This is a genomic window from Methylobacter sp. BBA5.1 (assembly GCF_000746145.1).
GTDB lineage: Bacteria > Pseudomonadota > Gammaproteobacteria > Methylococcales > Methylomonadaceae > Methylobacter > Methylobacter marinus.
Window position 1 is genome coordinate 1 of sequence record NZ_JQKS01000042.1, and the last position, 12,983, is coordinate 12,983.

9 protein-coding genes are annotated in these 12,983 nt (G+C 47.7%); 2 read left to right on the top strand and 7 right to left on the bottom strand.

Going from position 1 to position 12,983, the window contains the following annotated elements:
- The 6 genes from istB to EK22_RS19500 form a co-directional block, all read right to left on the bottom strand.
- Nucleotides 1-670, bottom strand: a 670-nt coding sequence (gene istB / locus EK22_RS19475; RefSeq protein WP_036253781.1) for an IS21-like element helper ATPase IstB, incomplete at its 3' end; no start/stop codon positions are given.
- Nucleotides 657-2,189, bottom strand: coding sequence for an IS21 family transposase (istA, locus tag EK22_RS19480; protein ID WP_081917984.1), 1,533 nt, complete (start codon nt 2,187-2,189; stop codon nt 657-659). The genes istB and istA, both read right to left, overlap by 14 nt.
- Nucleotides 2,161-2,667, bottom strand: a complete 507-nt coding sequence (locus tag EK22_RS19485; RefSeq protein WP_036253788.1) for a hypothetical protein — start codon at nt 2,665-2,667, stop codon at nt 2,161-2,163. The genes istA and EK22_RS19485 overlap by 29 nt, the downstream gene beginning before the upstream one ends.
- 95 nt (nt 2,668-2,762) lie before the next feature.
- A complete protein-coding gene (locus EK22_RS19490; protein ID WP_036253791.1) occupies nt 2,763-3,548 on the bottom strand; it encodes a ParA family protein in 786 nt (261 codons plus the stop codon).
- Between the two features lie 752 nt (nt 3,549-4,300).
- Nucleotides 4,301-6,268 (bottom strand): argonaute/piwi family protein, encoded by a 1,968-nt coding sequence (locus EK22_RS19495; protein WP_152565159.1) that lies wholly within the window; start codon nt 6,266-6,268, stop codon nt 4,301-4,303.
- A gap of 269 nt (nt 6,269-6,537) precedes the next feature.
- Nucleotides 6,538-10,647, bottom strand: a complete 4,110-nt coding sequence (locus tag EK22_RS19500) for a UvrD-helicase domain-containing protein (protein ID WP_161786473.1) — start codon at nt 10,645-10,647, stop codon at nt 6,538-6,540.
- A gap of 451 nt (nt 10,648-11,098) precedes the next feature.
- Between EK22_RS19500 and EK22_RS24790 the strand changes: the two genes are divergently transcribed.
- Both EK22_RS24790 and EK22_RS19505 read left to right on the top strand, forming a co-directional pair.
- On the top strand, nt 11,099-11,275 hold the full coding sequence (locus EK22_RS24790; RefSeq protein WP_161786474.1) for a hypothetical protein: 177 nt from the start codon (nt 11,099-11,101) through the stop codon (nt 11,273-11,275).
- 203 nt (nt 11,276-11,478) lie between these two features.
- Nucleotides 11,479-12,246, top strand: a complete 768-nt coding sequence (locus tag EK22_RS19505) for an 8-oxoguanine DNA glycosylase OGG fold protein (protein ID WP_152565160.1) — start codon at nt 11,479-11,481, stop codon at nt 12,244-12,246.
- 326 nt (nt 12,247-12,572) lie between these two features.
- On the opposite strand, the gene EK22_RS25620 is transcribed toward EK22_RS19505, so the two are convergent.
- Nucleotides 12,573-12,686, bottom strand: a complete 114-nt coding sequence (locus tag EK22_RS25620; protein WP_152565165.1) for a transposase — start codon at nt 12,684-12,686, stop codon at nt 12,573-12,575.
- Between the last annotated feature and the right edge of the window lie 297 nt (nt 12,687-12,983).

Consider the following 12,983-nt stretch of genomic DNA (forward strand, 5'->3'; position numbering starts at 1 on the left):
TGCGGTCGACGATAGGCACGGCCACATTGTCGTCAAAGAAGAACTCGCCCCAGTCCGTGAACGCCTTGTTGGTGGTCAGGATGATCGACCGGTATTCATACAGCGCGTTGATGAGCTGAAACAGGTTGTGCATGCCCTGCTTGTTCATCGGCAGATAGCCCAGCTCGTCGATGACCAGGCAATCGAATTTGAGCAACTGGTTGATCTTCTTTTTCAACTCGCCTTTGAGCTCAGCCAGTTCCAGGGCCTCCATCAGGCCCAGTGCCGTGTGGAAGCCGACCTTGTAGCCGGCCTCGATCGCTTTCAGGCCGATGCCGATGGCCAGGTGGGTCTTGCCGACCCCGGGCGGGCCGATGAAGACCACGTTGTCGCGGTTGTCGATAAAGCCGAAGTCCAGCAGGCTGTTGACTTCGCGCTTGCTGATGGTGGTCTGGAAGCGGTAGTCGAACTCCTCCAGGGACTTGTGCAGCGGAAAGCCGGCTCGCCGCCGGTTTTGCTCGACGCGCTTGCTGTTGCGCTGTTGCTGTTCATGCCGGATCAGGCAGTCGGCAAACTGCAGGTAGGAGCTGTCGCCGGCTTCGGCCTGACTCAGCAGCTGCTCCAGATGGTCGGCAATGCCGGACAGGCACAGGCTGCGGTATTGCCGGGCGACCTGGTCAATAGACGGCATGGCGCTCTCCCTGGCCAGTGGAGCGGCCATTCAGGGTGCCATAACGGGCCAAGGCGGCCGAGGACGGATGGTCTGTTGTCGTCGGCTCGAGCGGAGTGAGCCGCTCGGGATGCTGCTGCCAGGCTTCCAGGCGCTGCTTCAGGCCGCTGGCGGTCAGCCGCGGCAACTCGATAAGCCGGCTCAACAGGGGCTCGGGGATTACGCCGTGGCGCTGGTGATGTTCGGTCAAGACCTGCTTGGCGCCCGCCAGCTGGTCCTTGTAGATCTTCGGCGAAGTTGCTTTCAGCAAGGCGCACAGCGCCATCGCCAGCGCCGCCTGGCCGACCAGTTGCTGCAGGTCGGCTTCCAGTGTTTCAATGCGCAGGCTCTGGTCGCGGTAATGGTGGGTGTTCTTGATGACCTGGCCTTTTTCCAGGCACAACCGATGCTCGGCGATCACTTCACCCGTGTTGAGGTCGCTGATCAGCAACTGGCCGTCCTGGTCACAGACGCCGACCCGGGCGCTTTGATAGGCCATGGGCACCGAGTATTTGTTGGACTGCCAGGCGATCAGGCCGGTCTTGTCGGCCTTGCGCGTGACTACGAGAGCCTGCGTATCACGGACACAGGACGGGGTCAGGTAAGGCTGCATCCGGGCCTTTTCCTCGCGGTCATAGAGCTCCCGCGGCGGCTGGCCGGTGCTGCCGTGAATCCGCTGGTTGGCGGTCTGGTCCAGCCAGTCGGCCAGGGTCTGCTCCAGGTCCTGCCAGCTGGCGAAGGTTTCGCCGTACAAGCCGTTGTGCTTGACATATTTGACCCCGGCCTCGACCTTGCCCTTGCTTTCCGGATCGTAGCCTTCGCAGGCCCGAATCGCAAAGCCGGCCGCGGTCGCATACTGATGGAAGCGCTGGTTCAAGGTCAGTTCCCGGAACCGCTCATGGATCACGACCAGCTTGGTCTGGTCGTACACGCATTCGGCCGGCTGGCCGCCGAAATAGCGGAAAGCGGCATCATGCTGGCGGATCAGCGTGGCGGTATCGATCGGTCGGGCCGAAAACGACACATGCATCAGCCGGGAGTAGGACAAGACGAACACCATGAAATAGACCGTGGTCGGCACGCCGCCGATCAGGACGCCGCGCAGCTCGCCGCCATCGACCTGGCACTGCTCGCCCGGCACCATATCCAGCACCGGCTCATAGTAGCGGGCCTGCCTGACAGGGAGCTCCTGCTTGAGGGCCTGGATGTAACGCCGCACTGAACGGTCGGACACGGCCAGATCATCCACCTTGGCCTTCAACTTGCGCAGCACTTTCACGGCCGACAGGCCGGGATAGGTTTGCAGCAGTTGAATGATATAGCCGCGGTAATCGTCCAGCTTCTTGGTGCGGTCCGTATCGGCCAGCAGCGCCGCAATGGCAGGTTCCGTCAGCTTCAAATACTTGCTGACCGTGTTGCGGGAAATGCCCAATTGTTTGGCAATTTGGCGCTCCGATAAGCCATTGCCGTGGTTATGTAATGCTTTGATCTGATGGATCACTAGCCACTCCTTCATGCCGCTCCCTGAACAAAAGCCAGGGACTGTGGCAAATAATGAGATAAAGATAAAGGAAAAAGTGGCTCAAAATTGTTGGCCAATTCTGGCTCATTTTAGTTGTCCAATAACACATCACGAACCATTTAATTTTCGTAGCATACTCGTCAGTTACATCAACATCAGAGCTTACGTTGTTTGTCATTTTCCAGATTTGCCAAACTAGTTCTAACTCCGCATCTTTGCTGCCCGGTTGACCCAGTAAGTTGTAAACGCGACCACTGTTTGTTGTGATTCTTTTGCTGTCACTGTCAAAATGCTGAATCGCTGTCGTCACACGCCATTTTTTGTCTAACACAAAGCCAGTTAAAAGATGCACCACTTCGTTTTCATTATGAAAACTGACTCCATGGATCGACCAAGCCACAATATCTACTTGGGGCTGATCTTTTACTTCATCAGCAGGATGGATGATAATTTGCATGAATTTTTCTAAAGTTTTGTGGAGATTAAAATAAGCCCAAGTCAGCGTTCCATGGGGGGAACCTTATAGCAGTCCGTCAATTCGACATGCAAAGATTAGATAGACAATCGGTTGACCAGATGATTAGCCAAATTTGTGTAATCACTAGAAACACTACCGGTAGCAGTATCTATCCGTGTAATTCGCAAATCCATCTCAAACGCGCAAGTATTCCTAATTTGAACAGGTATGAATGTCGATATCGGCGTGCTGTGCAAATCGGCTGTATTATATTGCGTAATAATCAAATGGATAATAGCGTCATGTAGTGAATCCCACCGAGTTTTGTTTATCAACGTACCCAAGTACTTTAGATTCGGATTGTCATTTACTGCGATATTGCAAACTTTTTTCCCTAACATGACTAAATTTCTAGGCGAATAGCCACTTTCAGCATCTACTATCGCTATGTAATGCGTTGCTGCGGCAACAGCATGTTCTGTAATCTTTGAAAAGATCGGCGGGCAGTCTAATAAAACAACATCATACGCAGATGCATTGTTTTTCAATTTAGCTATAAGCGAAGCAGTCGATCGATACGAAACCAAATCGGAGTATCTGAGATAATCGACGCGGTTAAAACCTGAGGATTCTTGTTGACACATAAGCGGCAACTGCTGGCTTGCCTGGTCCACCTGACTACCCGGCAAATTAACAGGTGTTATCTTTGAATAATGATGGCAGCCGATAGGCTTTTCTTTGCGATCTGAATCTAAATCTATTACCAAAACGTTTAAATCTTTTTGAGATAGTTCGGCAGACAAATTAGTCGTTACAGTAGTTTTACCACAACCGCCGGTTGCCCCTAGCAAGGCAATTATTTGATTTTTTCTATTTGCCATTTTGTTAAATGTTATGAATTCAAAACAAGCCCCCGAAAATCAGATTTTAGGGCGTCAATTTAAATAGTTACCATTTCCAGTGTAACAATTACAGCAAGAAACAATGTCTACTCAATACAATATATCACACTATAAGTCATTGATAAATAACATTTTTTTTATGTTGTAACATATGCGCCTTATCACATAAATTTTTTCTGAATAAATATGCTTCCGATAGTCATCGCGCTATTTTAAAGGCGCATCATGTCATTCAATCAGTGGGTCGTAAGGGAAATTGCTGGGACACTCAACTTAAAATGATAGTGAACGTTTGGCCCAATCTGACCCCTGCTGGGATTGGTGGCATTGCCTTTGCGTTGGCCTGTCGGTTGGCTTCCGGTGTCCCCCGATCTCGGGCCCATTGCTTGCGGCCTACTAGGAGATTTGTACTGCACCTTGAGTGTTTTGTCCTGGCAAATGGGACTAGTGAATTGCCACAAGACGTCTAAAGGCGTCCTAAATGGATGAACACTTTATTTGCTTGTGCAAGTAAGTAATGATTGCTCTAGTAGCGCGCATCCCAGGCCGGAGAGTTGGTGAATGTTATCGTTACCGTATTTTTTACTGAATAATTTGCTATTGGCAAAAATTAGTAATTCAAAATTAATGCTGAATAAAAGCTGAGAGTAAAAGATATTGAATGTTTGATCTACAGTATTAAATTTAAAAAGGGCGCAATCGCGCCCTTCATGATTTAGGTTTGATGACTATTAAATAGCAAAAGAATAACCGTTCGCCCTAGAGTTGATAAAACGCTTGATTTCCTGATAAATAAATAAACTGGCACCACCCGCATTATCAACTTCTACAGGGTATGTCTTTTTGACATGGCTACATAATTGCTGATCTTGTAACATGTCTCTGATCGTCCAAGCCATACGATCCGCATAAGCGATAGGGAAGGGCAGACTAGCTATTTCAACTTCCGTCGTTTTATTTTGACAGGCCAGAGCAATCAAAATATTACCAAGCACTTTCATATCAAGATCAAGAGGATTAAGCATGACCTGCGCTAAATGCAGGCGGGTGATTTTCGCATTATCGCCTTGCCGGGCGTTCACGCCAAACACAAAGCGGCTGTCATCATGCTGGGCATAAAGGCTGTAGAAAGTGCCTTCCGGCATATCTACAGAACAGGTGTTCAGCAAATTCTTGCGCACTGAAACAACCGTCAATGTCACATGCTCAGGCAACAGTTCGGCAACCTGTTGATAATCCTCAAAGGCAATGCCGTCTCTGAGAAACAGCAGGTGTATTGGATTTTCAGGGCTGCCTTGGGCATCGCCTAAAATGGTATTGATAACCGTTAATATCTCATTGATGCTGCGCTTTTCCTTGTCTTGCGTGTACGGTGTTTCACTGAGCGTACAGGAGACGCGGCCATTCTGGTCGATGACCACAGGAAACGATGCGATATCAAGATCGCCATGTCGTGAGACATCCAAACCGAATACATAGTGAAAGGGGGCAATCTCGCCTTCGGTATCACATTTAGGCATTTCCTTGATCGGAAATTTCTCCGCCATGCCTTTAATCAGTGCGCTGATTTTTGGCGCATCCAACTTAAAGTTTTGGTTGACGACATGTTGGACCGCAACGCCACGACGCATCAATTCAAACTCCAGCATTTTGTTGTTGGGCAGTTTTGTCCAGCTGGGCCAGGCCACCAGCGCCGCATGGCAGCCACCGGATTCATTGACAATTCTTTCAGCGGTTTTTACCGGTTCCTGGACGGCCATTTTGGCGCTAAAGGGCACGAATTCGTATTCAAAACCAAAATCACCAGCCTTGGATGTCGGTGAGAAAAAGGAGAGGAATTTGCTTTCTTTCTCAGGCGTGCTGTCTGTGCGGGGATAACACAGCGCATTGATGCCAAGTTCAGAAACGCCTTGCGTATAAAAGGCTTCACCGAGCTTGACCGCCTGCTTGATCTTGGTTCGCCCTTTAAGCACATAGCGGGGCGTTTGAAGATAGTTACATTCTGCACGAATAGCCGGCGGCCTATTAAAAAACTGGCCAATAAGGTTATCAAGCTGATCCAAAATGTCCTGTTTGGCATCCATTTGCTCGCGGATATCGGATTTAGCGAAGCGGTATAAGTCGATGGCTTCCTCTAGTTCGGCAGGGAACAGGATGCCCTGGTTATTATTGCTCAGCTTTAACAAACTATCCGAAGCAATGATTTCGATGTCACGCGCCGGGTAAACATAGAGTTTTTTGTAATTGCTGTAAGGCGTGCAAGAACAAACAGGAAATTTGATTTGCGCTTGAACAAGCTGGTCATACTCTTCCTGACTCATGCGTCCTGCTTTTACAAAGCGTTCGCCGATGCGTGCCGGATTTGGATTTTTCCGGGTCCTTTGTTCATACAGGAAGACTTCTTTTTTATCAGCGCCGCGTAAAATGCAATTAAAGTTTTTGGTGCGGTCATAAACCGGCAAAAACAGATTTTTCCGTTCAATCAGGAAATCAATATGATCCGCGACATTAATGTTTTTTGAAAAATTCAGCTTATTGCGGACCACGACCGTAAAGATTGGCTTGCCGTCTGCAAACCGATCAAATCGCAGCTGCGCGATCATGACCTGTTGAATATTGCGATAACTGCCGTCTTTCAATAAGGTTTCCTGGCTGAGCCTGAAGCCGCGATTTTCCTTATCCCAACAGGAGCCTTTCATGGCCGGCGCATCATCCAGAAAGCGATTGAACGTGGTCGTAATGAGTCGGGCGCGATGGTTGTGATCTTCAATAATGGAAAGCGCCTGAATGGCCTCGGCAAGCGTTTTGGCGTTTTTCAGCGGTTCCAGTATTTCCGGGTGTTCACTGGGCAGGCTGCCGGCCATTAAGCCGCTGATGGTTTCCGTGGCATCCGCATTCAGAATGGCATCATTCGGCGCTATTTGATAAAGCTGGATAGCAATCTCTGTTGTTTTATAAGCTTTCATCGTTAAATCTCCATTTTTTTATTTTTCTGGCAATGCACTGCGCTGGGGCACCGTAGGCAGTTGTCTTTGGTCACTTCGGTTTCTGCATGCGTGCCGATTAAGGGCGCGGGTTTAAACAGATCCCTGGACAGACTTTCCAGATTGGCACTTGCTTGAAACCTGAGATCAGCAATACTTTCGACGGTTTGATCTAACCGCTGCTGATCAAAGCGATCCGTATACAGGACGACCGCATTTTCAAGCTTGGACCGGACACGGTATTGGGCGTTATTGTTGAACGCGGGCAAGGGTAGGGGGCCGCTGGGTATTTCATCGCCTTCCATCAGGGTAATGTCCGGTACATAGATCACCTCGGCCATTGACGCAGCGTCGGTGTCCCTCTTGTTCAGGCGCTGGTACAGATTGATCTGAACAAAGGTCTTTTCCGAAATATGCAGCAAGGTTTCCTGTAGCAATTCACCGTCAGGATCGGTCGGCGTTTCAACGGTTTTATAATCGCAGACGTAATTGATCTGTGGGCCGGCAATTTTAATATCAGGAATGCCTAACACAGGGTAATAGCTTTTTTCGCCATCCTCATCAATCGTCAGCACATCTTTCAACGGCTTTTCGATCCAGATTTTGTGGCCTGGCAAGCGCTTAGCCATTAAAAGATTCTGGAAGAGATGAGAGCCAACCACGATCGATGCCAACTGGCCGGCAAAATTACGCGTATAGTATTCCATGACCTCATAGAAGCGTTTGCCGCCCGACAGGTAATACATGGGGATCATGCTTTGCATCAGGTCATTGATCTGGCCTTCAACATTGGCCATTAAGGCATCATAAACCAGCTTTTCATTTAAGCCTGGTTTCGTCGCCAAATGGTCAAGCACTTGTGTAATATCGGCGATCGGATCGTCCGTGATCGACAGGCGTTGCCCGATTAAGCCGGCGCAAATCGCTGACATCGCGGTATGGAAAAAGAAGCTGTACGATGGCGATGTCAGCGGCACCATGCTGCTTAAATTGCGGTTATGCTGCACATGGTGGTGGAGCCGGCAGGACAACGCTTTTTCCAGTTCGCTATGCGAGGTTTGAAGTTCGACATGGGCTTCTTTTTTAACTGAGCCATCCTTCTTCGGCGCCAGGTTATTGAACTCGACTTTGCGGGCAAAGAGCGCATTATCCCTGGCAAGCTCACTCGCCAAATGCTTGGCAATCAACATGCAGGTATTGGTGGGCAGCTCCTTGTAGTTCTTGTCAGAGCCGATTACGACCGTCAGTGTCCGAATAGCGCGGGTGACCGCAACATACAGGAGATCCCTGACCGATTTAAAGGAATCGTCTTTTGCCGCACCGGAAGCATCCCTATTCTTGGGTGCTGTGGCTTGCGGGAAAAACAGCATGACATGATCCCACTCCAGGCCTTTACTGGAATGCACGGTAGTGACGGTAATGGTCGGGATTTTTAATGCATCACCATCTTCTTTAGGTTTAGGCTTGCTTTTGATATTGATAACCCGCATCCCGTTTTCAAGATCCTCAAATAAACCCATAAAGCTGTCTTTATTACGGGATTCTTTCGACCAAGTGTTCAGGCGCGCCTTTTTCCGTGCGCCACGGAAATATTCATAGCCGGCGATCAGTATGGCATCGGGCTCAGACGATGGGTCAAGCCGAATCAGATGGCCCACTTCCTTGGCGATTTCGCGCAAATAGGTGCGGGTTTTATGATGATAAAGCTTGGAGAATTGCTCATGGATCAGTTCCCGCTGCAAGATAAAATCATCCAGGCGGGATTTGATTTCGCTGTCGATGATCTTGCCGGTTATGTCGATTTCATCTTTCCAAATGGACAGCTCTTCAGGGAAATTCAGTAAATTGGTGGAAACATTCATCCACTCAGGGCTAAGGCCGCAGCGCTCCAGTAATGATCGGTCTTCCGGCGATAACTGGAATGGGGTGCTTACCACGGCTTCCCAGAAAAGTTTGAAAAACCGTTTGGTTTCGCTTAATGGCCGTAACTGAAAGACGCCTCGCACCGGATTGCGCATGATCGCCGTGTATTGAAAACGACAGGGTTGATGCTTGAGCATTTTTCCCTGATAGGCTTCCCATAGAATGACTGAGTAACGCATCAGCACATCCGTTACAAAGCGAGCCATGAGCATTTTTAGGTTTTCTAACTGTTGGACGACCTCATGGCTGGTGGCATCGGGGAAATAATCCGAGGCGTTAGCCACTAAGGCAGAGGCATAGGGGGACAGCTCAACGGCGATGGAGTCTTCCATGGATTTTCGTTCATTACGGAAACCGGCCTCACCAATGTTGCCAGCCGGATAGATCGAGTTAATTTCCCGCAGTCCACGGTTACGTACTTCGTCAGAGGCTTCTTTATCCCAGGACAGGTAATAATGAATGGCCGCACCAACCAACATTGAGCTGAAAGGCACTTCCTGATGCACATTATTATCGGCACCATAAAACCAGTAACTGGATAAGGGTGCATTTTTCTCGCTGTTAATCTGGTTGATACGCAAAGACGAGGGATGATCAATGTCCTTGAATTTCCTTTTCAAGACCAGGCGCAGATAACGAATGTCAGCCGGTTTTAAGCCGTTCCGAGTTAAAATGGCTACCGATTCACCCAAGCAGGCGCGCTCATAAAGCGTATGGATTGCATTTTCGATATAAACTTGATTCTTGCCGCCGCATAAATTCGGAATTTGAATATGGGTGATCTTGCGTTTCAAAGCCGTAATATCGGCGGATGATAAGGACTCCGAGGCAAGCTCAGTGGCCCGTTTAGTGAGCCGGCTAAGGGGCCCAGATTTGGGGTGCGCCGTACTCGCTTTAGGTTTTGGCCTGAGAAAATCAACCTCATCGGTTTTAGCGCCTTCGATAAATTGCACGGCGGGCGCATTTTTTTCGCCATTTTGCGCGCCGTCATGGCTTTCATAATGATGACTTCTCACGACACTCTCTGCCGGATCATGAATCGCTTTGACGTTTTTACTATCCGATGCGGTGGAATAGCGGACAAAAGCGCCCGATATGTTTTCAGCCAACTCGACGATTTCTCGGCGGCTGCGGTAGTTGGTGCGCAGAGGGGATGTTGAAATGCTGGCAGTGACTTCCGTACCGGCAAACAAGGCCTGCATGAACCGGCTATCAAAAGGCCATTCCGACACAGAGTTTCGGAACTCATATAGCGTTTGTCGTGGATCGCCGACCATCAAAATAGATACGCCATTCAAGGCGAGCGCGCGCAGGTAGAGCAACTGGATAAGATCCAGATCTTGCGCTTCATCGACCATCAGAAACTGAGGCAATCCGAAGCGTTGGCGTTTCTCAATCATGCTGAAAGCCCGAGTCTCCAGGCTAAGACGCATCAGCGCATCGGTGGCTACGGCCAGGCAAAAATCCGGCGTATTATCGTCAATATTCGTAAATGCACCGAGCCCGGCATCCGACATCATATCCTTACGGATAAACTCTTCTGCCAGTTCGCGATGGTTCTTGTTTTTGATGTTTCCCAAGATAAATCTTGCTTCGGAATCATCTTCATCAATAAAAGGCTGAAGCGATGCCAGCAGATCGATAGTGTGATGCCCGTAGACAACGGATGAATAAAAGGCCAGTTTAATTGCCTTTTCTTTGCTTTCCTGTTCCAGGCTACGCGGATTATTCACATTATTGGAAACACCGGCATCCTCAAAGTAATAAGCGACACCGCCAACATGCGGTTCCAGTTTTTTCAGAAGATCAATAGCGTGCTTATGGATCGTGGAAAAACCCATATTGCAGATTTTGATCTCTTCAGTTTGCTCATCGGCTAAAGCGGCAAGGTCAGCGATTAACCGGGCTTGAAAATCATCGGCAGAGGCATTGGTAAACGAAATACTTTCAATTAATTCGGGCGGGATACCCAGTCGTAGTAAACCAATAATCGTTGAAACCAGTGTCCTGGTTTTGCCGGAACCGGCGCCGGCTGGAATGGTTAAAACATTAACCGAAGAAGAGTCATGAAATAAGGTCAGTGCTTCCTGATAAGCCAGAAGCTGTTCTTGTGCGCCATCCTCATCCAAAGACGGACGAGGGGTTGCGAGTACGTGATTGAATACGTCCATCAAAACCATCCAAATTGTCAAATCCAAAACTGTCTGAAACCTGCAAGAGGCCAGAACATCAATAAGCATTCAATAATATTGAATGCTATTATCAGAATAACACAGTTATTTGGATTTTGTAATTATTAGACAGTGTTTTAAATATCTACAGGATGTAGAATTATCATCCTTTTTTACAATAGTATTGTCAGTGTTTTTATAGCGCACTAAATATTGTTAAATAATTATGAGAGTCCTAAAGTCTGTAGCACATATAGATTAGAGAAAAAAGAATAAAAAGCGCAGTTATGGCAATAAATACATTATTGCTATTAGACTTGTATCTCTCTTATGTAAGAGAATTACTTAGAACGTGTTTTTGGAAAATTACAGAGGCAGATGGAAAGCATAAGGTTTGCTATTGGCCAGAAGGTGCATTGTCGGCATATGCAAACGATTTAGAGCTTGTTTCATGTCTTTTTTAGGCGAGGATATCGACTCGTTTGTAAAAGATGCTATCGCATATTTAGTAACCAAAGCTGAACATTCAGCTTTAAGCTTATCTGCTTTATCCGGTTGGAATAGATATAAAGGCTGCGGGATCAAAGTCTTTGATTCCGCAAGACAAGAATGGCTAAAAAATGCCTAAGTTATAAAAAGCATTTTTATGAACGTTGCAAAAGCATTGGAACTCTTCCTTTGAAGCGTGAATAAAATGTTGTAATTGCTGAAGGCTCGTTTTCGGTCAAGACGCAACTCTTGCCGTTGGATATACCCAGATACATACCGCTTCGATACATGCGGATCGGTCACTTCAAAAATCAAGTTAGCTTTAAAACTATGGCTCGACATATGCAAATGCCCAGACATCCAGCACTTCAACCCGATCAAGTTACTAATTTTAAGGAACTAGCGCCAACTCAGCCGAGAGTTTGGCAAGGTAAAGTGCCAGTAGTTTGGGCTAACACACTCATCTCAGATTTAGGGGATAAGTACCAATTATCTCAAAGTTCAATTGATCGTTCTGGGCTCAGAAGCATGTGGAAAGACTGCAAAATTTCCAACGAAGCGTGTTTTCTAAGCACTATGGCATGGGGCGGAATGCGTATGAGTAATGGCCGGGATGCTTGGGATGCACGCTCAAAATGGCTGCCAATCTGTGACGATATACGGGCGGGAAAATATACTAGGATGGACGGTTTTGACGCATTCAGGAAGCTGAGGGTTAAAAACCAGTTGCCTGGAATGGGAGCAGCCTATTTTACGAAAATTTTATTCTTCGCTACTCCATCTCAAGATGCATATATCCTTGATCAGTGGACTGCTCGTAGTATGCATATCTTAACTAACCAGCGGCGCTGGCCATCAGTTCAGATAGATTACTTATCGGCAAAAAGAGCGGCTATCGAAGAGAAGCCTCAAAGACTACGTGTCTCAGTAACAGATCGAGTAACTGCGAGTGACTATGAATACTTTTGTCAATTAATTAAGAAACTAGCTGACTCTTTATCTATTCACCCGCATGAAGCAGAAGAGCGTATTTTTGGTATTGGTGGGAAAACACCTTCGGCATGGCGTGCACACGTAATGGATAATTGGAGTTCATTGCCTCTGTCTTGATGTGGCATTCTTTACTTGTGGAACAGATATGGACGACCTAGCCGGGCATTAAGATATCTCTTCTGTGATAAAGTTTTTGTATCAGCCTTAGGCTGATAAGTGTAGATGATGAAACGGACGGGCATGGTTGTGCCTTTTTGATTTCTTGTATGAAGACATCCTGAATTTTGTGTAAGTGGGCTTTAGATTATGGGCGAAACATCCGATCCTCGAATTGAATGGTAACCCGGTTTAGAGTTTAAAGCGGCTCCAATCGTGCAAGGGCATGATCCATTTTTCACTGATATTTATCAGCGCCAGATAAAACTTTCAGAAAGTCCTCATCATTAGGGAGCGCCTCGGTTCTTGGTGATTTTGCGCATGCTCCTATTCATCGATTCAATCGCATTGGTGGCATAGATGATTCGTCGAATTTCGGGCCGATAGGTAAAGAACGGGATAACGCGATCTCTGTGGCACTGCTAGCTCTGAGTAGTCGATAGGTGTCATGTTTCTTGATCTTGAATTGAGCAAGGTATTGTTCGTATTCATTGATTGTTGCAGCCTGATAGGTTGCCTTCAGATCAGCGGCGACCTCAGTACGGTACGCCCAGCTCACAAAGTTTAGACTATTGCACACTAAGTGCATGATGCACAATTACACCATCACCTGAGGATAGACCGTCTCAGTCGCTTCAGGAAAATCTTTCAGTCCGTCGACATTGGCAATGAATATGTCCTGCACCTACGATTTTTGA